Raw genomic sequence first — 23,471 nt, forward strand, 5'->3', positions numbered from 1 at the left:
AAATTATTTGGTCAATTCTTAGTACTACAAAATAAATTAAGAAACTACTTTGAGTTTAAAAGTTTTGACCAAATATTAACTCCAAGACAAATTCAAGACATGAAGGCTTTTTATCTTGATTTCAAAAACCAATTCAAGAATGAAGAAAGATCTAGACAACAAGAAGAGCAAGGTTTTGCATTTGATGAAGTTGTTTTCTACATTGATCTTTTACGTACAGATGAAATTAATTTAGACTACATTTTTAGCTTAATTTATGATGAAAATCGTCTTAAAAATCTTTCAATTGACCAAATCAAAAGGATGATTAGATCAAGTATTGGATTAAGGGCAAAAGAAGAATTAATTATTAATTTTATTGAAAAAGAAATCGCTTTAAAAAATATTAAATCAAAAGAAGAAGTTATTACAAAATTTTATGAATATGCCCAAAATATAGGTGAAAAAGAAATTCAGTCAATGATAAACGAAATGAAACTAGACTCAACAAAATCACAGGAAGTAATTAAAGCATGAATTGTTAACGGAAATGTTGAAACTCTTGAAACTAACTTTAATGAAATTTTACCTAAAGTTTCTCGTATTGGCAGAAAAAGAAAAACGATAAAAGATAAAGTTATTGAGAAAGCCAATCAGTTAGTAGAAATTTTCAATGAAATCTTCTATAAATAACTTCTTTATAGCACAAACATATATGTTTGTGCTTTTTTAGTTCTTTAACTTATTTTAACTCAAAAATTAAAAAGAAAATAGTATAATGATAAAGATTAATAATGAGGAGTAAGTAAAATGAATGATAAAAAGAAAAAGAAAAAGCTTGCAATAGTGATTGGTGCTGTTGTTGGAACAGCAGCTTTAATTGGAGGAACTACTGCAGGAGTTTTTTTAGGTACTAAAAAAATTAATAATCCAAGTAATAATAGTGTTGCACAAAGAAAAGATTCATTAGAAGATATTTTAAATGATAAAAATCTTAACATCCCATCTGAGTTAAGAGTTTATTTATCATCAATGTCATCAGAAGAAATAGAAAATCAAGTTGATAAAAATAAATTAAAAAATACTTTAGTAAATTGAACAGTTATTCAAAAAACATCAAAAGAATTTTCGAACAATAAACCTACACCTAAACACTTGAAATTTATTGAAGATGCTTTAGAACTCAATTTAGCAAATTTACAAACATCAAAATCTAAACTTGAAAAATCAATTAACAAAAATGATAAAGAAGCATTTTTACATTTAATGGATAAATCAAATGAAGTTAAAGCATTAGAAAATGATTTTTCAAATTTAAAAAAATATTTAAACCTAACTAAAAATGATTTTGCAAATATTGAAAAATTATTAAATAAAAATGAATCAATATTTAGTGTAGAAGGTAAAAAATTAATTAATCAAAAATTAATTGATGATTTTAAGGTGTCAAAAAACTTAAATATAAATTATAAAAAATTAATTGACCTAGATCAAAAAGCAACAGAATTACTTGAAGCTATTAAACCAATTAAAGCCAAACCAAATAAAAATGAGAAAGAACAAGCAATTGTTGATAAATTTAACATTATCTTTAATTCACAAAACATTCTTAAAGATAACAAAGTATTAGAAGATAATACAACTCAAGAAATTTCGTTTTTAATTGATGAAATTAATAATCAATCATCAAGTTCAAATGATAATCAAATTAATGAAGCTAAACAAAATGCAAAAGCATATATTAACTCATTATCTAACTTATCAAATTCACTAAAAAGCAAATATATTCAGGAAGTTGATAAAAATAATATTGAATCATCGATTAATGCCCTTAAATCTAGAGCTAAACTTTATGATGATGTAGCCATAAAAATTATCAGTGCAATTGCGAAAGCAAATGAATTAAAAAGTACCCAAAAATATATCAATGCTACAAATAAACAAGAATTTGATAACAAACTTGCGCAAATTCAAACACTTTTAGAATCGAATAAATTAAGAGCAAATGATGCATACATCAAAAATAACTCAAATATTGAGAACATTAAACAAGACTTAAATGATTTAGAAACATTATCAAGCGAATTAAACGGACAAGAACCAAGTGATGATATCGAAAGGTTTAAACAAGATGTTGAAAGCAAATTAACATCATCAATTAGTGAAAGAGCAAAAGCTTATTCCCTTGAAAATCTTTTATACAGCACAATGATTACAAAAGAAAATAAAGAGCTTTTCATTGATGAAAACAAGGTTGACGGAGTTGAATTAACTTTTAAAGATGTATTTGTTTCTCCGAACAATATTAATGAGTTAAATGTTGTTTATAAAGCTCAAAGTAAAACTAATACTGGTCTAGTAACTGATGTTGTAGAAAAAGTTGTTTTCAGAAAAGACTTTAATGAAAAATTAAGATCATTATCATTTAATAACCTAGACGAATTATTTGATTTTAATTATCAATCATTTAATGAATATTTTGCAAGTGAACTATCAACCAAAAAAGAGGAAATTATTACTTTATTTAAAAAGAAAATTCCAAACATAAATGGATTTTTCTCTTTTGAAGTTAATAAAGATGAGCTATTTTATGAAAACAACAAACTTGGATTTAACGTTGATTTTTACTTTAATTCTAAAAAGGTTAAAACTCTTAAATTATTAACTGCCCAAAATGTTGAGTTTAATGATGAATTTTGAAAAGGTATAACTTTTGATTTTAGTGATGAATTCAAACAAAGTAGTTACTATCAAAATCCTAATAGCATTTTTTATGATGCTGAAGCTATGAAAGTTTGAACTAAGCAAGCAACTGCATTTAACACATGATTTACTTTAAACGTATTCAATCCAGCGAAACAAACTTTTGCTAACCTTTCTTCAAAAGAACTTGATTCTGTTGTGAATTTAGTTAATCCAACTTCTTCAAGTAAACAAAATGCATTGTCACCTGATGAAGTTAAACAAATAATGGGTAAAGTCAAACAAAACTTGCATACTAAATTATTTAATATTAAAGCAAACGGTGCTACATATCGTTTGGTTGATTTTGATTCAGAACATATTTTTGACTCTCAAAGAACCTCAACTAACCAAGCGAAATTTAAATTTATGGTTACCAAAAATGGTCAAACAAAAGAAAAGATTGTTACAGTTTACACAAAACAAGAAAATCCAAATGAACAAGACATTAGAGACCTTAAATATTTAAGGGATTTAATTGAAACATCAACAAAAGAAGATGCTTCAGGAATTTTAAAATTAATAAAAGTTAAAAATCCATCACAAACACATAATCAAGTAAATTCAAAAGATGCTGTCGAAGCATTTAATACCTTATATGAATTGCCGAAAAAAGGTAAATTTGAAATTTATGCGCATTCATTAGCAGAACACACAAATATTGTAAATAGTAATGTGGGTGGTACTGCAAAAATTCGTTTTTGAATTAAGGAAAATGGAACACCATTAGATGAAAGCAACAATCAATATGGGTTTATTTTCGGAATTAATAGAAGTGGTACATATACATTTACTTCTACAAGCTTAGGTTCTTTTGCCAAAACAATTCAATACTTTAAGCCATTAACATACAGAGATTTAAAACCTGCAAATCAAAGTGAATGATTTAAATCAAGCGACTTTGCTGAATCCACAACAAGAATTGATAATGCACACAAAAATCTTATTGATTCAATAAATAGTACAAACTTTGAATATAGAAGGGTTGATGGTTCAATAGTTCGTAATGCAAATAAAAACTTTGCTGTTGTTGATGTCCAAGATATTATTGCTCAAAAAGCTTTTGAATCCCTTAATTTAGTACTTAAACTTAAAGCGGCTCCGCAAGAACCTGAAAGAGGAAATGGTAATTTCACAAACGAAGCACCTGGCAAAACAAGCGATGACCAACCAATTAATTCTAATGTTAGTTCAACAACTTTTTATGCTTCAAATGACAATTTCGCTAAACAAGGTGATAGAGCTAATACAAGCGAATTTAAACCAATTGTAGATAATTACTTTATGTACTTTTACGATGTTAAATCAACAGCATCTAATTCAATTACATTTAAATTAGGTTTTATTAATAAAAATAACAATGCTATTAGATACACAAACAATAAAGAAATTACCCTAGTCAACTTAAGAAATGACTATAAAGAAAACTTATATCCAGAAGTAATTTTAAATAGACTTAAGTTAAGTGATATAACCATATCAGGACACTCAAACATAACTGCAAATGATTTTATAAATAAAGTAAAATCAAATGATCAACAAATTTCAAACATGATAAGTTTTAAAGAATCATCATTAACATACAATAACTTTAAGCTTGATAAAACAAAAATTAAAATTGAAGAAGCAAAAAGAGTCGAAGTTGAAAATGGTCAATATTCTGTATATGTTAAATTAAGTTACACAAGTCCAGTCACAAGTAGAAAAGCGATAGGAAACATTTGATATAAATTAACTGGTTTTGCAAGATCTAATGCAACTAATGATGTCTTAAACTTTTCAAACGGATCTTTAAAAACTGTTTTTAACTCAACTAGTTCAATAACAAGAGAAAGACAAATTGAACCATATTACAAAGATTTATTATGAACTTTTGATGAAGAAACTTCAAAAGCAAAATGATTATTTAAAGAAAAATACATTCAAAAAACATTATTATCAAACAATGCATCAAATAGAAAACTTAAAGTTAGATTATATGGAAACTTATTAATCCAAGATGTAAACAGACTCAAAAGAATTTCTGATAGTGATAAAAACTATTTATTTGAAATTGATTTTGAACAATTATCAAGAGGCCAAGAAATTGTTATCACAAAACAAACCAATGAGTATTATATTGAAGGAAGTCATAATAAATATCCTAGACCAACAATGATTTTTAAAGCTAGATACATTAGCGGAGAAGGTGTTCACTTTAGTCTAGAACTTCAAGAAAAAGAGTATAAACTATTTTTAGGTAACCCTTATGTTGAATCAATCACAGCAAGAGAATTATCAGGCCCTAGATATAGTGAATTTAAAAAAGATAAAGCATTCTTATTAAATTACGCAGGGGCTCATGTTGACGTTGTCTATACAAATAATGTAGAACATGAAGAATTTGGTCAAAGAACAAATGAGTTTAATTATAAACACCTTGATTATAATCAAGAAAACCAACCTATAACATTCTATACACCGGAAGAAGTAATTAATTCTGATATTTATAATCCAAACCAAAATGTGTCTTATGAATTACACAATGGTTATTTACAAGATCAAGAATATATGCATGCATCATGAAGAAACATTGATTTAGTAAATAACATTAGAAACCGTAGTTTTGCATTTAGTCAAGGTACAGCAACACAATTTGGTAAAGTAAGTAAATCAAGTGATAATACAAAACACTATATAATAACAAACAACCACGTTGAACATATTGGTAGATTTAGTGAATTACAAGGTGAAAATGTAGTAAAACCACAAACAAGAGGATACATAACAAAAACATCAAATAACTTTGGAAACGATATCGATGCAGGATTCTCATACTGAGGTGGATTAAACACTGCAAATTCAATTCCAATTGAAGTATTATGATCTGGTGTCGATCAAATTAATAAAGAAGGACAACAGAGTTCAGGTCTTACAGTTGATATAACAGTTTTTGCTGTTGATACAAAAGATCTAATCAAGAAAGCTAAAGAAGTAGGAAAATTCGATTTAGCACTATGATTTGAAAACTGAAGTAAACTCGATAATACAACATTAGATTTTAGTGGTGTTCAAAAAGGAGTTTACTTTGGCCCAAATGTTAAGAAGTTCGGAATGAGCGGATTCCCTTACGGGAAACAATCAGGATACTACTTAAATAGAGCTTCATCATCAACAACAGCTATTGGACTAACAAGACAAAATGGATATGCTCCAACATATTACAATGCAGGTAACTCAGGTACTGGTATTTTAGGAAATGATAACGAATACATTTCAACAATTAACTCAGGTGCTCCAAAAACATTCTTGCAATCATGAAATAATGAAAATGCAAGTTACAATTATTTTGGAATTAACTATGATAATGAAAATCCACTTGATTTAAAAAATACAAATTCCTTAGCTGCACAAATTATTAAGTGACATTTACTTAAACCATTAGAAGTAGATATGCCTTGATACTTTAAAGATATTAAAAAATAATAAAAAATATTTGGTTAGTTTTTAGCCAAATCTTTTTTATATCACTTTTTAACTAAAACATATTGTATATAGTTATAAAAATATTTAACTAAAATTTTCATAAATATCCTTTTTTAATATAATTAAAAAGCAATATTAAGTTATTGCCTCTACTAGTGGGAGATATAAAGAATATCGCTAGACCACAATATCGAAAGGATACAATTATGGCAAAAAAAGAAATTCAACGTATTGCTAAATTGCAATTCCCAGCAGGGAAAGCTAAACCAGGTCCAGCACTTGCCGGTGTTGGTGTAAATATGCCTGAGTTTACAAAAGCATTTAACGATGCAACAAGAGATAGAGGGGACGAACCAGTTCCAGTACAAATTACTGTTTACAAAGATAAAACATTTGAATTCAAATTATTCACATCACCTGCTTCATACAAAATTAAACAAGCTGCTAAATTACAATCAGGTTCAAAAAATGCTAAAACTACTATTGTAGGAACAATTTCTAAAGATCAATTAAGAGAAATTGCTGAATACAAAATGCCAGACTTAAACACAAATGATATCGATGCTGCTATGGCTACAATTGCAGGAACAGCAAAACAAATGGGTGTTTTAGTAGAAGGATACGACGACATTTTCAAAGCTAAAGCTGCTGCCAAAGCCGCTGCCAAAGCCGCTGCTCTTGCTGATGCAAAAGCTGCTGCATTAGACGCTGACTTAGCTAACTTAGCTGAAACAAAAGGCCAAGGAATTGAAGTTACTACAATTAGTGACGAAGAAAAAGCAAACGAAGGAGATGAATAATGGCTAAACGTTTATCAAAAAACTTAAAAAATGCTCGTGAGCAATTTGATAGAACAATTGCATATGAATTAGAAGAAGCTATTGAATTAGCAAAGAAAACTTCATACGCAAAATTTGACGCTTCAATCGACCTTGCTTTTAACTTAAATCTTGACGTTCGTAAAGCAGACCAACAATTACGTGGTGCTGTATTACTTCCAAATGGTACAGGAAAAACAATTAGAGTTTTAGTAGCAACAAACAGCCCTGAAAAAGCTAAATTATCTAAAGAAGCTGGAGCAGACATTGTTGTTGATGGACAAGCATTAGAACAAAAAATTAAAGAAGATGACTTTAACTTTGATGTTATGGTTGCTGACCCAGCAATGATGCCTTTATTAGGGAAATACGGTAAAAAATTAGGGCCTAAAGGTTTAATGCCTAACCCTAAAACAGGTACAGTTACTCCAACTCCTGAAAAAGCTGTAGAAGAACTTAAAAAAGGTAAAGCAAACTATCGTACAGATAAAGCAGGTATTGTACACTCATTAATCGGTAAAAAATCTATGTCAACAGAAGCATTAGTAGAAAATGCTAAAGTACTTATCTCTTTAATTAAAAAACTTAAACCAGCTGCTGTTAAAGGTACATACATGTTAAACTTAACAGTTTCAGCATCAATGGGACCAAGTGTAAAAATTAAAATTGAAAAATAATAAAAGTAAAGGGTCATCCCTTTATTTTTTTATTTAATTGTCACTATAATTACATGCAACTTTATAGATATTTTTTCTTAAAAATCGACATTTTTTAGTCTCAAATGTACACATAAAAAATAACACTTTTGTGGTATAATTAAATTAATAAAATATAATTTTATTAATTAACAATATTTTGGAGGAAATATGTCAAAAGATTTAAACAAAGATGATGATAAAAAACTTTTAGACGACGAAGTTAAAGTAGAATTAGAAACTAAAACAGAATATGATTATGAAGAAGACAATAGAATGATCTTCAGAAAAAATGTAAAAGTTAAAGAAGAAATAGAAGAAGAGGAAGACGCTCCACAAAATAGTGATGAGTATGAAGTTAGTTCACAATTAATTTCAGAGCCAATTGATGGATTAAACCCAGTTGTCTTAGATAGTGAAATGAAAACTTCATTCTTAGAATATGCAATGAGCGTTATTGTTTCACGTGCTTTACCCGATGCTCGTGATGGATTAAAACCTGTTCACAGAAGAATTCTTTATGATATGTTTGAGTTAGGTATTACTTCTGGTTCTCAACACAGAAAGTCGGCTCGTATTGTTGGGGACGTACTTGGTAAGTACCACCCACATGGTGACTCATCAGTTTATGATGCTATGGTTCGTATGGCACAAGATTTCTCTATGCGTTATCCACTTGTTGATGGACACGGTAACTTCGGTTCAATCGACGGGGATCAAGCAGCTGCTATGCGTTATACAGAAGCAAGAATGACTAAACTTTCTGGTGAGTTATTAGAAAGCATTAGAAAAGACACAGTTGACTTTGTCGATAACTATGATGCTACAGAAAAAGAGCCTGTTGTTTTACCATCAAGATTCCCTAACTTATTTGTTACAGGTGCTTCAGGTATTGCGGTTGGTATGGCTACAGAAATTCCTCCTCACAACTTAGGAGAAATTATTGATGCAACAGTAGCACTTGCTAAAAATCCTGAAATTACTACACAAGAATTAATGAAACATGTTAAGGGACCTGATTTCCCAACTGGTGGAATTATCTTGGGTACTAAAGGTATTTTAGACACATACGAAACAGGGCGTGGAAGTATTATTGTTCGTTCAAAAACTGAAATCATTGAAAACGCAAATGGAAAATCTAGAATTATTGTTACAGAAATTCCATATGCAGTTAAAACAAGTACAATCGTTCAAAAAATTGTTGATTTAGTTAAAGAAAAAGTTATTGAAGGTATTGCTGACATTAGAGATGAAACTAACTTAAATGGTATTAGAATTGTTCTTGATATCAAAAAAGGTTTCAATCCTCACATTATCTTAAACCAATTATTCCAAAAATCATATTTACAAGTTTCATACAGCTCAAACATTGTTGCTTTAGTTAATGGTGAACCAAAATTATTAAACTTAAAACAAGGATTAGAAGTTTATATCGATCACCAAAAAGAAGTTGTTACTCGTAGATTAAATTATGACTTAGCAAAAGCTGAAGAAAAAGTTCACATTTTAGAAGGTTTAAAAATTGCAGTTCAAAATATTGATGAAGTTGTAAGAATTATTAAAACATCTAAAACAGATCAAATTGCTCAAGAAAGACTTGCAGAAAGATTTGATTTAAGTGAAAGACAAACAAAAGCTATCCTAGACATGAACTTACGTCGTTTAACAGGATTAAACTACGAAAAAATGGTTGATGAAATCAATGCTTTATACATTGAAATCAAAGGATACAAAGAAATATTAGCTAGCGAAGAAAGATTAATTAACTTAATTGTTGAAGAATTAACAACAATTAAAGAAAAATACTCAGATGAAAGAAGAACACACATTGACTACTTTGGTGTAGGTAAAATTAATGATGAAGACTTAATTCCTCAAAGTGATATTGTTATTACTACATCAGTTAATGGATATGTAAAAAGAATCAATCTTGATGAATACAACACACAGAACCGTGGTGGTGTAGGAAGCATTAGTATGAAAACTTATGGTGATGATGATATTTCAATGATTATCAAAGCTTCAACACATACAGATTTATTATTATTCTCAAACTTTGGTAAAGCTTACGCTTTAAGAGGTTACCAAATTCCAGAAGGTTCAAAACAAAGTAAGGGTGTACCATTTATTAACATCATTGATACACTAAATGTTAATGAGGGCGAAAAAATTATCTCAATTATTGATGCAGGATCATTTGAAGATAACTTATTCCTTGCAACAATTACCAAAAAAGGTATTTTCAAGAAAACACCATTATCATTATTCAGTAATGTAAGAAGAAACGGATTGCTTGCTTTCAAATTACAAGAAGGTGACCAATTAGTGCGTGCTTTCATTGCTTCAGAAGGTGATAACATTATGGTAGCTAATAACTACAAAAATATTGCTTTATTTAGTATTGATGATGTTAGAGCACTTGGAAGAACAGCAATGGGTGTTAAAGCAATTAAACTTACAGATGATCAATATGTAATTAATGCTTCGTCAAATAAAGATGGAAACTTAATCCTTTCATTAGGTACAAAAGGTTTTGGAAAAATTACAGATGAATCTGAATATAGATTAGCAAAAAGAGGTGCTAAAGGTATTTCTGGAATTAACCCAGAAAAAGCTGGAAACTTAGTTTTTGCTTCATATGTAAAGTTAAGTGATGAACTTTTAGTCATTACTTCAAGCGGAACAACAATCAGAGTTAGAATTAACCAAATTAGTGAAACTTCAAGAAACACAAAAGGAGTTAAAATTATTAACTTAAAAGAAAATGATGACATTGTCGCAGTTGAAGTTATTAAAACTGAACTTAATAATGAAGAAAGTCAAGAAAATAAACAAATTGATTCTCAAGAAAACCATGAATAATTTTTGCGATTAATAAGTAATAAATAAAAAATTTGTAACATTGTTTACAAGTTTTTTTAATTCTCTTAATAAAGACTTTTTGCATTTATAAGTTTTAATTTATAATTGTTATTATGAGACTTAGACATGATAATACAGCGCAAGAAAAGTTAAATAATTCACCGTTTTACTTAAACAATTTTCCAATCAATGTTAACTCAAATGACATCATTGAAATTGGTACAGGTAAAGGTGAAATGATAGCTAAACTCGCTCTAAATAATCCAAACAAAAGATTTTTTGCAGTTGAAAAATATCCAACAGTAGCTAATAAAATCTTAAAAAAAATCAATGAACTAAACTTAAATAACTTATTTATCATCACAAAAGATGCTACAAGTTTACTTGAAATCTTTCAAGGAAATGTTGATACAATTTGACTTACTTTTTCAGATCCATGACCAAAAAATGCACATGAAAAAAGAAGACTTACATACAAAACATTTTTAAACTTATACAAAGAATTATTAAGTAACGAAGGTAAATTATTGTTTAAAACTGATAATGATAAATTATTTGCATATTCACTTGAATCACTAGCTCAAAACAATTGAAATATTATTGATCATACAAATGACTTACATAATTCAAAATATAACGAAAACAACTACAAAACAGGTTATGAAGAAAAATGATCTTCAAAAGGTAAAAATATTAACTTTTTAATAGCACAATATAAAGGATAAACATGAAAGCACAAGAATTTAAAAATAGACTTAAAAAATACATGAGCATTGAAGCAATGTCGAGATATGAAGAACCAGTTGCTAATGAATTAAGAGAAAATATTAGCAACCAATACGAAGTTAGTCGTGATAAATTTGGTTCAATAATCTTTTTCAAAAAATCTAAAAAGCAAAATGCACCTAAAGTTATGATCGCAGCACACATGGACGAAGTAGGGTATGTTGTTAAATCAATTAACAAATTAGGACAAATCTTATTATCACCAATTGGTGGAATTTGAGCTTCAACTGTAATTGGCACTAAAGCAAAATTAATTACTTCAAAAGGTGAAGAGTTTTTAGGTGTTTTTGGTCACACAAGTATTCACATTATGGAACGTGAAAAAATGGTAAAAGCCTTAACAAATGATGAGCTTTATGCAGACTTTGGATTTTTAAATAAAGATGAGGCAATTGAGGCTGGTGTTGAAATCGGTGATAGAGTTCAAATGAGTGGTGAAACTATTGAATTTAAAAACCCTGATTTAATTGGTGGTAAAGCGATGGATAACCGTGCAGGTGTTACTGTATTAGAAACAATAGCTAACACAGTTGCTAACATCGATTTAGATGTTGACTTATACTTAGTAGGAACAGTTCAAGAAGAAGTAGGAACAAGAGGCGCAAGAACTTCAGTTAGCATAATTAAACCAGACATTGCTATTGCTCTTGATACAACATCTTCACATGATACATTCGGAACAATTGAAGGAACTACAGCATTATTTAAAGGTGCTGCTTTAAGAGTTAAAGATGGCGGAACTTTAATGGATCCAAAATTATTAGCATTCTTTGAAAAAACAGCACAAAAGCATAATATAAAGGCTTATAAGTTTGTTGCAGCAGGTGGTGGAACAGATGCTAAGGAATTACAATTCTCACCTGATGGAGGTGCTGCCACTATCACAATTTCACTTCCACAAAGATACTTACACAGTCCAATTGGTGTTTGTGCAATTAGTGACTTATTAGCTGCATCTGACTTAATTACAAACTTTTTACAAGACTTAAATGAAGAAGAATTTTCAAACATTAAGTATAAATAATGAATAAAAAACCAAAATTTTTAAACAGGGATTTTTTTCGAACACTTTAATCCTATGCGAACTCAATTTTTGGATTTAACCAAAATTGAATTCCATAGGATTTTATTTGTATAATTTTATTTTTTTGTAGAATAATTAATCAAAATTCATTTGACAGCATTTCATAGAAAAGTCAGGAAAAATTTTGCTTTTAAGTATCAAGAAAAAATACTCAATTTCACTATTATCTAAACTATTACCGATTCTTGACATTGATATCTTTCCATTTAAAGATTTAATTTTATTGATATAGTCTATTGAGGAATATGCAGAACCATGATCTGAATGTAAAATAAAATTATTTTTAAATTTTGTATTTTTAATATTATTTAAAACTAATTCAGTATCATTATTTAATGATATTTCATATGTTACAAACTTATATTTATGATCAATTATAGCTGATAAGTAAATATGATTTTGATTAATGTCTTTTGAAGCTAGTATATAAGTTACATTAGTTGTGTAAATTACATTATTCCTTGAATTATAATCTCTTTGAACCAAATCTGTAAACTTAACATTAGTATTTTTGTATTCTTTTTATCTCTTTTTTCTACGTACAAAAGTGAATAAATGAAAACATTCTAGTTTCTATCTTCGGTATTGAAAAATCTTTATAAATACAAGCATGTAATTTTGAAAAAGTTTAAATTTCTTTTTTGTCTAGATTCTCAATTTTCACTATCCCACCAGCTTTATCGGTAGTGATATTAATAGCTTCAGAAATTCTATTGTAGTTTTCTTCGTTAACTTTAACTCTATCGATAACTAAATCAATCGTGTGTTTGTAATTTTTATCAAGATCAATTTTATCTTTAAGTGATAATATTTCACCATCAACTGTAGCTCTTAGATATTTAACATTTTTTAATTTCTCTACTAAATTAGCATGAGTACCTTTTTCATTATCAGCAATTGGTGCATAAATAATTAATTGAGTGTTTTGGGATTTTTATAAGCTAAATTTAAAATATATTTTGTGGTTTGTGGAGTTATTTCAATATTATGTCTTGGACAGTATGATTTTACAATTCTTGCATAAAGCAATCTTAAATAATCATAAATTTCTGTAACTGTACTAACAGTTGAACGAGGGTTATTATGAATGGTTTTTTGTTCAATAGAAATTGAAGGACTTAACCCTTCAATTTTTTTCAACATTAGGCTTTTTTGTTCCACTCAAAAAAGTTATTGAATATGAACTAAGAAAATCAACGTATCTCCTTATCTCTTCTTAGTAAATAGTACTAAAAACCAGCGAACTTTTACCACTAACGCTAAGACCTGTAAATAGTACTAATTTATTTTTGGAACTTCTAAAGAAACATTTTTTAAATTATTTTCTTTTGCCCCGTGATAATGATTTTGTTGTTATTTTTATTCATGTTGAACACTGAATTTAAAATATAAATATATTTTACTTTTATTAAGGAAAATATAACAAATTCATTTTAATGTTTTTTATGCAAAAATATGGAAATTTCATAATTATTTTAACATTAATGCTGTTTTAATTATAAAATGTATAAGAAATAGCGAATTAAAAAAGAGATTCAATTAAAATAGTTGCTTATGAACTTTTTCAAGTTAATTTAGATATAGGAAGTATTATTAAGTTTAAAAAAATAAAAAATTTTAACGGAGGTAATTTATGTCTTGATTATTATTATTCGTTTTCTTTTCGTTGTTTATTTCTTATTGAGCTGTTATTTTTGCTCTTTATTTTAAGGTATTTAAAATATTTAAAATAGCAAAATTTCAATTAAATTTAATGGTAAAAATTAATCAAAATAAAAAAGAAATCTCATTAAATTCTAAATATGTTGAAGGTTTTAATTTGCTTGAAGAACTTTGAAAATCAGGAAAAAAGAAATTTTGAATTTTATTTATTTTTTCTTTAGCAATTTGTTGAGTATTTAATTTGATTTTTTTATTTATGTTAGGATTTAAAAATTCTTTATTGTGAAATTTAATATTATTTTCGTCATTTTTGCCAGTAATACTATTTGTTTTATGTTGAATAATGAAAGACTGCTATATTTTTAAGAAAAGTTTAGTTCAAATGAAAGACATTATTTCAAAATCATCCATTAAAAACCAACTAACTGATATTTTTGGTTACAAAGAATTTTTGTTAGAGGAAAATAAAAAGAAAGAATATTATTACATTGGTGATGTCGAAAAAGATCTTTTTTTAAATTACAATATAGTTCTAAAGTTAAGTAAATTAGAAAAAGATCAAGCTCTTTCTTTATATTATTTTTTTATTTGAGGTTCTCATTTTGAAGAATCAGAAACAAGCATTGATGATTATGAAATGCTTTATTTAGAATGCATTAACTTGTCGGAGAAATTATGGAAATAAAAATACTTTTTTCAATGGACCTTTTTCACTTGTTTTTGCCATTTTTAGTCATTTTAATTTCAATTTTCACTATTTATGCATTATTAAAAAGCGTTTATATACCAGGAATTTTATTTAAAAATGTTTTAAGAAGAATAAAGGTTTTAAGTAAAAAAAGAGATGAAATAGTAGTTAATAAAATTTTTAAAGACGGATTTAGATTAATGAAAAAAAATTCAAATTACATAAACAAAATATATCTTATTGTTTTATTCCTGCAAATTTTTAGTGCTATTGGTTTAGGTTATTGAAGTTATATTAATTGAACTTATTTTAATTTACACGCTTTTTTACTTTGTATAATTCCGTGTCCTTCTTTAGTTTTTTTCTTTTATGTTTATACTCCTAAAAAAATGATAAAAAACGCTGAAAAAAGGTTAGAAAAATGAACATTTCTAGATGATTCATATTGCTTTGATAAAGAGTATATACCGAATGAAACCCCGCCAAACACATATTTATTTTTTCAATTTATTCAATTAGTGCCTTTTGTGTTTTCTTATAAAGTTTATAACAAAAGATTTAAGTATAAAGATTGATCAATTTATTATATGATGATTTGAGGAATTCATTTGCCAGAAGTTGATAATATAGAAGAAAAGAAAATCAATATTTATCAAGAATTTATTAATTTAATTCATAAAGAAACTAGAAAAAATCAAAATTAAAATTTTATTTTTTCTAATTATTTTTAGAATTATAAGTAGAACTTAAAAGTGAATAAAACATTATTTTTTTTGAATTAAGCTTTTTTGCAATATTGTCAGTTTGATTTTCATATTTACTATTATTTAAATATAAGAGTATGAGTTTTAAATCAAGAAATATTTAAAACAAATAAAAAAGTATTATCAAATATACAATTTATGCTTATTTCGAGTTGCTAGTATCGATTATTTTTGCTATCTTAATATTGAACCAGAACATAGTTATCGGAACATTGATTAAAGATAAGAATGATATAAGGATAGATGAAGATAATAGAGTTTATAATATTTGATTAAGTATTGAAGGGATGCTTTCTATTATTTTTGTAATTAGCTCATTGATGCCTGTTTCACTTATGAGTTTTTATTTAATTCTAAAGTAAATGTCGAACTTAAACCAGATGAACTCGAAGAATTTTCTTTAAATACTGTTTTTAAAGTTGAAAAAGCAGAGAGAAGTTTTTACATCTTGAAATCATCTAAAAAAGAAATCAAGCAGAAAGAAATGTTGTTTTCGGTCAATATATTTCTTCAAGTTTAATATTTTTAATCATTAGTAAAAAACTTTTTATAAAAGTATTATAAAAAAACAATTTCCTTTTTGCAAAGGCCTATTTCAACACCAGAATTTACTTGAGAAAAGAATGCTAAAAATTTGGTTATGATATTCTTAATTTCATCAATCAAAATTTTGAATAAAAGTTCTAAACATAAGTTAGAACTTCAAGATATTATGAGTTATTTAAAAGGGATAACTTTTTAAAAGACAATTTTTGTTGACTTTTTTATTATTTATTTTTAGATATAAAAATACTATGTAAAATATAAAATAATGCAAAAGCAAATAAATTTGTAAATTTAGACTTTCAAGGATTGGATGAATATGAAAGAATTAGATTTTTAAGCATTAATAATTCAAAAGATTTAGCAAAAGATAAAGAATGAATAATTGAAATTGATAATATGAATAATTAAAAGGAGTCATTATGAAAGTAAATATAGCAATTGCGAGCATAAATAAAATCGATTTAACTGAAATTATTCTTGAAAAAGATAAAGAAGCTTCTATTAGATATGACCACAAGATAAATCTAACTGAGTTTATTGGAAAGAGAAAATAGTTAAAATGAACTCATACATAATCTTTATGTCATTATTTTTTGGTGCTTTTCTTATAGTGAGTGTTCTATTCATTCTTTTTATGAAAAAACAGTTAATATATAAATTTGTTTTTGAAAAAACTCATTACATAAAAAATGAATATATTAAAGTTAATATTCTATTTAAGGAATCTTTTGAATCTATATTAAAAAAAGTTAGAAGAAATCATTTCATTATAATGTTATTTTATTTATTTCTAACTTTAATGCTCATTACATATTTATTAATTAATTTTTTAGTTTTCAAAAGTGAATTAAATGATCAGACAGATTATATAATGCTAGTATGGCCAATTATTCCTTTCTTTATATCTGCATTTCACTTGAAAATACTATTTATTCCTAAAAAACGCATCAAAGATGCATCGGCAAAAATCTCAAAATGGTCATTTGATAATGAAAGTTTTTATTTTGATAAAGAATATGCTAAAAACGAAAACCCGATAACTGGTAATCTAAAATTAAAAATTAAAAAAAGTTTAGCAATCAATTTTAATTTATTAAAAAACGTAAAGAAAAAAATCTCATTAGGAGAGATTTATTTAATTATTTGAGGAGTTCATTTTTCTGACGTAAAGAACGTAGAATATAATAACTTAGATATATATCAAGATTTTGTTAATTTATATTATGAAGAAAACGACATGAAAAATCACTAATTACTTAGTGATTTTTCTTTTGATTATTAAGGATTATTGTTAGGTTCTTTTAGTGTATTTGTGTAAGCTTCGCTTGGAATATTAACAACTTATTTTTTATATGTTTCTGGATTTAAATATCTCATAAATATTCTCCTTTTAAATTTGTGAAAAAATCACCCGGAAGTGTCCAAATGATTTCTCCCAGTCTAATTTTTTATTCCTTTTTTAAATGATTTCCGAAATATTCAAAATGTGGAAAATGTGAAAATTTTAGTGTTCTCACTCTTTTTGTTTTAAAATTTTATTAAGTCACTAAAATATTTGGAGGTAAAATGAAAAAAACAATATTCTTACTAAATATATTAGCCATTTCTTCACCATTAGTTATTACATCTTGTAATTTTAATTCAAACAATATTCATAATGAAACTAAACAAAATAAATATAGTCAATTTCAATACTTGTTAGAAAAATATTATGAAGAAGACAATTTTAAAAGAGATACAACATTTATTTTGGATTTAGTAATGAAAGATGATTATCTAAAATATTTTAAAGATAAACCAACCGGAGAATATTATTTTGATACTTACATAGATAGTGTGCAAGACTTTAATGAATTAGTAATTGATAGGTTTTATGAACTTTTATCAAAAACCAATATAAAAGATAGACCAACAAAAGAAGAAATAGTAAAAGAATTTGAAAGTAAATTTTTAAATAACAAAAAACTTGAAGAAGTTTTAGACAAAAAAAGATTATATTTAAAAATATCGAATGATATTCATTTTTTTGATGAAATGCGTTATGCGATAAAAGATAGCGAAGGAAAATTTAACTGAGTTTTTCTTAATGACGCAAATTCTGATGGGCCCATGCATAAAAATGCTGAGATAATTGATAATACACAGTATTTAAATGTTTTTGTATTAGAGAAAGAAGAAAAATTTAAAACGAAGAACTTTTTCTTTAAGTCAAAAAGCCAAAGATATAATTATTTTTATAATTTGCTTAACAAAAAATATTTTATTGAAAATAAAGAAATAATAAATTTTGAAACATCAATGATTAAAGATGTTGTAGAAATATCACGAAAAAAATTCGGTATTAAACAATCTGATTCTTACTTATTATCTTCAATAAACTATAATGTTGCTGAAAAAGATGATAATTTTTTAAATAATAACCATTTTATTATAAAGAATGAATTAGATTTAAATACTATTTTTGAAAAATGATATTCAATTTTACAACTAAAAAATCCTAATTCTAACAAAGAATTAGAAATTAAAAAAGCCAAAAAAGATTTTGAAGAAACTTTTTTTGAAAACAAAACATTTGAAGAAGTGTTACTTAAAAATAACATTTTTATATTTGAAGCCAAAAAAGATAAGTATCGTGTTTACAAAGATAAATATGAAACTTTAATGGTCACAAAAGAAAATGATACTCAGATTCATTTGACAAATATAAGAGTTTCTGACTTTCTTTTAGGTTGAAATAATTGAAGAGGGCCTTATGACTTTTCTAATGAACCAAAATCTGAAAGATGATTAGAAGTAGTGATAATCCCTAAAAATAAAGAAATAATTTATACTCCTAAAGTTAAAAAATCTGATTTAATTGTTGATTTATCTTTTTATAACAATTTCGTTAAAAATAACTAAAAAGCATTGTCTTTTAAATGCTTCATGTATTAAATATTGCTTAATGTCTAAGTTAAGTGGAATAGATTAATTTATTAGACTGGGAAAAATCACCCGGAAGTGTCCGGATGATTTTTCCCAGTCTATTTTACTTTGGTTTTTTATAATTCAATCATTTCAAATCGGTTTGGATTTTCTTTAATTTTTGCTTCTAATTTATGTTTAAATGAATTTGGATTATTTGTTGTTTCATAACCAAAATAATCAAATTCATGTGAAGCTAATAAACCAAATCCATAATTATTATCATCAATATTTTGCATGAAAACAGCTACTATATCACCATTTTTGTCATAAACTAAACTACCAGAAGCACCAGAAGTCAAGTCTAACTTTTGAGGAAATCCACGATCAGAAAGTGCAAAACTTTTAAAATGACCGTATTTAGCATATTCAGGAGCTTGATCACTAAGAACCATATAATCAATATTATTAATTATGTGTTCACGATATCTTCTACCCATAAAACCTGCATAATTATCTTGCGGGAAACTAGCAAGTGATAATGAGATATTTGAACCTGATTCAATAAATTTAGTTGCTTTACTTAATTTGAGTGGTTTTAAATCTTTTCAGCTTTCTAAGTAAGAAATAATTCTAGTCATATTTTTATTTTTTGCTCTTTGTAAAATTGGTTGGATATCAATTATAGAAATTGAAATATCTGCATTTTGTGTATTATCTCTTTTTAAAATACCTCTACGATTTGTTTGATCTTTTGCTTCTCAGAAATTAAATTCAAAATAATCTTTTTCAACATCAATTGATATTTCATTTGACTCAGAAGAAATTTTATCGTCTTCAAAATCATGGATCATAAATTTTTTCATAACTCTAGAATTGCTTCAACGAGTTTGCAAAATATCACTTACGTGTCTATTTGTTAAAAAGTAATATCTATGGTCATTTGGGTCATTTGGTTTAACTTTAGCTATCATCGTCGAAGTTCCTCCCCCAACAACAAAAACCCTTTTTCTGATATTTTCAAATAGCTTATCATTATTTTGTGATGCATCTAATCTTTGTGAACTTTTATAGTTTTTAAATAAATCTCCATTTGATGAAATTTTAGGATGAATTTGATTTATATAATTTTCAAACCCCAAAGAAAAGTTTTGATCTTTATCTTCATCAACAAGATAAGAAATCATTGTTAAAGTATTATATTTATCAAGATAAACTTTATTCGGAACCTCTGTTTCATCAAAACTTAATTGTTTGTTTTCGAGTTTTACTTTAATTTTTAAAATATTATTTTCCAAGCTAACTTGATATTTACCATTGATTTCACTGACATTCAGTGCAACCTCGTTACTTACAATATTATCCAAATTAATTTTTATTTTAATTAAACTATAGTCAAATTGATTAGGTCTTGATTTTACTCTAACAATGAATTCAATGTTTTTATCTTTGAATTCATCTAAACTAAAATTAGAAATATCTTTAGTGATTACAAATGAATTATCTGATTCAAGCACTAATTCATTTTCCAACATATTAATTGGCATAATTTTTTTAACGTATTTAGTTAACTTAACTTGATCTTTAAATCTAACTACTAAGTCAGGAATTCTTGAAAATGGATTTATTTGACTCAATGAATAATATTCATCATTTTTAGTAAATCATTTTGGTAATACAACATAAGAAGGTTTTAATGCAAAATGTGAATCTAATACTTTTTCTAATTCTTTTTCAAAATAATTTTTCGATAAATTCATATTATGTAAATTATTTTCTAAAATAACATTATTTGGAAAATCTACTTTGTCAAACACTAATTTAGGATCTCTTAAATTTCCTTTTAATGTTGTGTTTAATGAGTAACTTAACACTTCTGGTTTAGGGAATTTATAAACTTCTTTTTCAGAACTATTTTCAGGTTCATAATCTTTATTTTCATCAATTGAATCACTTTGTGTTTTTGAATTTTCACCACCTTCTTTAGGAGTATTTGGTTCGTTTAAAGTGTTTGGATTTGAGGTAATTGGTTCTTTTTCTTCAGGTTTATTAGTTATTGTTCCTTCTTGGTTAACTTTTGAAACATTTGGTTGATTATTGCTATTTGTTGAGTTTTGAGTTGAACATGAACTTATTATTAATGGCAATGTTAAAGAACTTAATAATAAAAGTTTCTTAGCTTTCATATATCTCCTTATCTAAAAATTCTGCTTAATATAGTTAAAAATAATTTCATAATTATCACTTAGATATTTATCGTTTAATTCTTTATATGTTGCTTTAACAAATTTTTCTAAATCAAATTTATCTTCAAAGTTTTTAAGTTTACTGATTAAATTTTTAAATAGTTTATCATTTTCAATATTTTGAATATTATTGAATACATCTTGGTAATAATCTTTTATTTGTGCAAAATAATTATCCTTTTCATCTTGTGCAAATCTATTTATAAAAACACTTATGAAAATATTTTTTGTATCTGTATATTTAGTTTTTAGTTTATATTCGTTATAAATTTCTTGTTTAATTTCTTCTGCTACTTGTTTATTTTCATTACTAAAGTCATTATAAAACCAAATTACAGGAATAATTTTTGAAGTAGGATAAATATTTGTGTATTCAACAAATGTATTATAAATATCATTTTTAATATCTTTTGTTATGTCTTTGTTTATAACAAAAATCACAAATATTGCATTACCACTTTGATAAGTGACTTTTTTGATATTTTGATTTAAATATCATTGACTATCATCAATTTTTGTTAATCATGTATGATCTAAAAAATACTTTAATACATCAGATTCAAAACTATTTTTTGAATTGTTAAGTGTTTCTTGTAATTTAAATTTCAGTTCATTAATAACATCTTTATTTTCATTATTAATTGCATTAAAAATTAAAGTATCTAGTAAATTTTTCTCAGTTCAAATATTGTGTTTTTCTTTTAAATTTAGAAATTTTTCATTGCTTAAAATCATAATAAAACCTATATGCAAATTTTAGCACAGCATTGCCAAAACTTATGATAATAATTTAGTCAAAATAAAAAATACTTGGATCGAATATCCAAATATTTTTTTCATTAATTCAAGTTATCAATATCAACAATTTCTTTATTTTCCAATTCTTCTACATCAGCAATTTTTTCAAGTGATTTGTCTAATTTGGTATTTGATAATTTTGCATATACTGAATTTGTTTCATTTCTAATTAATCCAATTGCCTTTTTAACGCTATCAGTATTCTTATCGGCAAAATCAAGTTTTTTAATAATATTTTCATGACTTTTTTTGATGTCTTCAATTGTTTCTCTAATTAAATTAATATTTTTAAATATAAAATTACGTGCATGAGCAATTTTACTATAGTTGATAATTGTCATAATTGTTGAAGGTCCAACAATTGTGACGTTATATTTATCACTAATTTTAAATATTAAGTCATCGTTAGAAATTATTAAGTTATATATACTTTCGCTAGGTATATACATAATAGCATTATCTAAGGTAACATCTTTTACAATGTATTTGTTTGAAATGCTTTTTGCCATTTCTTGAATAGTTTTATAAAAGTCTTTTAAGTAAGTTTCTTGTTCTTCTTTTGAAGTTGCTTCTGAGTATTTTGAAAAACTTTCTGTTGGGAATTTAGAGTCAATCACTAATAATAATTCACTATCTCCATTTGGTACTTTAATAGCAAAATCAACTGTGTCATTTTTACTAATTTTATATTGTTTGTAAAAATGATCGCTTAAGTGATCTCTTAAAATATTCTCAAGATGAAATTCACCAAAATTACCCTTAGTTTTTACGCCAGTCATTATCTTGTTTAAGTTTCCTACAGAGTTTTGTAAGGTTTCTAGCTTAATCATATCATCATCAAGTTTTTGAATTTTTTCACCCACACTTTTGAAGTTTTCATTAATTTGATTTGTTAATTTTTCATTAAAGTAATCATCAACGCCCTTTTTAATGTTTCCTAAACCTTCATTAATTTTTGTCTCGATATGTCTATTTAAGTTTAAAAATTCATTAACAACTTTTTTATTGTTTTCATCAACCAATTTGTCAAAAAGAGTTTTATTGTCATTATCAAGTTTTTCACGAAATATTTTAATGTCATTAAGTGTTCTATTAAGTTTTTCATTAATTGCATTTTGATAATTATTAATTTTATTATTTAAGGCTAATTCTTTTTCGTTTGCTTCTTCAATTATTTTTTGCAAATATTCAGAATTAGATTTAATTAACGCAATTTTTTCATCAGAAATTTCATTTTTAGCTTCATTAATGGTTTTAAATAATGAATTTGATAAACTCTCTTTTAATTCATTGATTAATTTATTGCTCATCCCATTTTCATTGTTATGTTTAAATAAGTTACTTTTTAAAGCAACAAACGCAAACGTAACGAATAAACTAATTACTAAAAGTAAACAAATAATATTCAATATTAATGATGTTGTTTCCATTT

Annotated in this window: 16 protein-coding genes and 1 pseudogene; 12 read left to right on the plus strand and 5 right to left on the minus strand. The window is 26.0% G+C overall.

Annotation, left to right across the window (positions count from 1 at the left end; genetic code table 4):
* The first annotated feature begins 36 nt into the window (after window positions 1-36).
* The 7 genes from D2846_RS01350 to D2846_RS01380 all read left to right on the plus strand — a co-directional run bounded on the left by D2846_RS01350 (window position 37) and on the right by D2846_RS01380 (window position 12,371).
* Window positions 37-672: a type I restriction endonuclease subunit R, EcoR124 family gene (locus D2846_RS01350; protein WP_235657970.1), complete on the plus strand. Its 636-nt coding sequence runs from the start codon at window positions 37-39 to the stop codon at window positions 670-672.
* Window positions 673-789: 117 nt separating this feature from the next.
* A complete protein-coding gene (locus tag D2846_RS01355) occupies window positions 790-6,186 on the plus strand; it encodes an MGA_1079 family surface serine endopeptidase (RefSeq protein WP_117275117.1) in 5,397 nt (1,798 codons plus the stop codon).
* 206 nt (window positions 6,187-6,392) lie between these two features.
* A complete protein-coding gene (gene rplK / locus D2846_RS01360) occupies window positions 6,393-6,986 on the plus strand; it encodes a 50S ribosomal protein L11 (protein WP_117275118.1) in 594 nt (197 codons plus the stop codon).
* On the plus strand, window positions 6,986-7,681 hold the full coding sequence (gene rplA, locus D2846_RS01365) for a 50S ribosomal protein L1 (RefSeq protein WP_117275119.1): 696 nt from the start codon (window positions 6,986-6,988) through the stop codon (window positions 7,679-7,681). Before rplK ends, rplA begins: the two co-directional genes overlap by 1 nt.
* A gap of 189 nt (window positions 7,682-7,870) precedes the next feature.
* Window positions 7,871-10,561 (plus strand): DNA gyrase subunit A, encoded by a 2,691-nt coding sequence (gene gyrA, locus D2846_RS01370; RefSeq protein WP_117275120.1) that lies wholly within the window; start codon window positions 7,871-7,873, stop codon window positions 10,559-10,561.
* Between the two features lie 113 nt (window positions 10,562-10,674).
* Window positions 10,675-11,286: a tRNA (guanosine(46)-N7)-methyltransferase TrmB gene (gene trmB / locus D2846_RS01375; RefSeq protein WP_117275121.1), complete on the plus strand. Its 612-nt coding sequence runs from the start codon at window positions 10,675-10,677 to the stop codon at window positions 11,284-11,286.
* Between the two features lie 2 nt (window positions 11,287-11,288).
* The gene (locus tag D2846_RS01380; RefSeq protein ID WP_117275122.1) at window positions 11,289-12,371 is read left to right on the plus strand and encodes a M42 family metallopeptidase; all 1,083 of its coding nucleotides are present in this window, start codon (window positions 11,289-11,291) and stop codon (window positions 12,369-12,371) included.
* A 135-nt stretch (window positions 12,372-12,506) separates the two neighbouring features.
* On the opposite strand, the gene D2846_RS01385 is transcribed toward D2846_RS01380, so the two are convergent.
* Complete coding sequence (locus tag D2846_RS01385) at window positions 12,507-12,917, minus strand: hypothetical protein (protein WP_223211524.1); 411 nt, start codon at window positions 12,915-12,917, stop codon at window positions 12,507-12,509.
* 67 nt (window positions 12,918-12,984) lie between these two features.
* Window positions 12,985-13,748 (minus strand): annotated as a pseudogene (locus D2846_RS03700) (excinuclease ABC subunit UvrA); the annotation flags it as partial.
* Window positions 13,749-14,064: 316 nt separating this feature from the next.
* On the opposite strand from D2846_RS03700, the gene D2846_RS01395 reads away from it, so the two are divergent.
* The 5 genes from D2846_RS01395 to D2846_RS01420 all read left to right on the plus strand — a co-directional run bounded on the left by D2846_RS01395 (window position 14,065) and on the right by D2846_RS01420 (window position 18,992).
* Window positions 14,065-14,778: a hypothetical protein gene (locus tag D2846_RS01395; RefSeq protein WP_117275123.1), complete on the plus strand. Its 714-nt coding sequence runs from the start codon at window positions 14,065-14,067 to the stop codon at window positions 14,776-14,778.
* A 392-nt stretch (window positions 14,779-15,170) separates the two neighbouring features.
* Window positions 15,171-15,485 carry a hypothetical protein gene (locus tag D2846_RS03595; protein WP_223211525.1) on the plus strand — a complete coding sequence of 105 codons (315 nt, stop codon included), beginning with the start codon at window positions 15,171-15,173 and terminating at the stop codon, window positions 15,483-15,485.
* A gap of 1,025 nt (window positions 15,486-16,510) precedes the next feature.
* Complete coding sequence (locus tag D2846_RS03640) at window positions 16,511-16,645, plus strand: nucleoside triphosphate pyrophosphohydrolase family protein (RefSeq protein ID WP_268876958.1); 135 nt, start codon at window positions 16,511-16,513, stop codon at window positions 16,643-16,645.
* An 80-nt stretch (window positions 16,646-16,725) separates the two neighbouring features.
* Window positions 16,726-17,343: a hypothetical protein gene (locus D2846_RS01415; protein ID WP_223211526.1), complete on the plus strand. Its 618-nt coding sequence runs from the start codon at window positions 16,726-16,728 to the stop codon at window positions 17,341-17,343.
* A gap of 314 nt (window positions 17,344-17,657) precedes the next feature.
* The gene (locus D2846_RS01420; protein ID WP_117275127.1) at window positions 17,658-18,992 is read left to right on the plus strand and encodes a hypothetical protein; all 1,335 of its coding nucleotides are present in this window, start codon (window positions 17,658-17,660) and stop codon (window positions 18,990-18,992) included.
* 140 nt (window positions 18,993-19,132) lie between these two features.
* On the opposite strand, the gene D2846_RS01425 is transcribed toward D2846_RS01420, so the two are convergent.
* The 3 genes from D2846_RS01425 to rmuC form a co-directional block, all read right to left on the minus strand.
* Window positions 19,133-21,181 (minus strand): hypothetical protein, encoded by a 2,049-nt coding sequence (locus D2846_RS01425; RefSeq protein ID WP_117275129.1) that lies wholly within the window; start codon window positions 21,179-21,181, stop codon window positions 19,133-19,135.
* 12 nt (window positions 21,182-21,193) lie between these two features.
* Complete coding sequence (locus tag D2846_RS01430) at window positions 21,194-21,976, minus strand: hypothetical protein (RefSeq protein WP_117275131.1); 783 nt, start codon at window positions 21,974-21,976, stop codon at window positions 21,194-21,196.
* A 104-nt stretch (window positions 21,977-22,080) separates the two neighbouring features.
* Entirely contained in the window at window positions 22,081-23,469 is a 1,389-nt protein-coding gene (gene rmuC / locus D2846_RS01435) for a DNA recombination protein RmuC (protein WP_117275133.1), read from the minus strand.
* Window positions 23,470-23,471 lie beyond the last annotated feature (2 nt).

The sequence above is a fragment of the Mycoplasmopsis edwardii genome, from assembly GCF_900476105.1.
Taxonomy (GTDB): domain Bacteria; phylum Bacillota_I; class Bacilli_A; order Mycoplasmatales; family Metamycoplasmataceae; genus Mycoplasmopsis; species Mycoplasmopsis edwardii.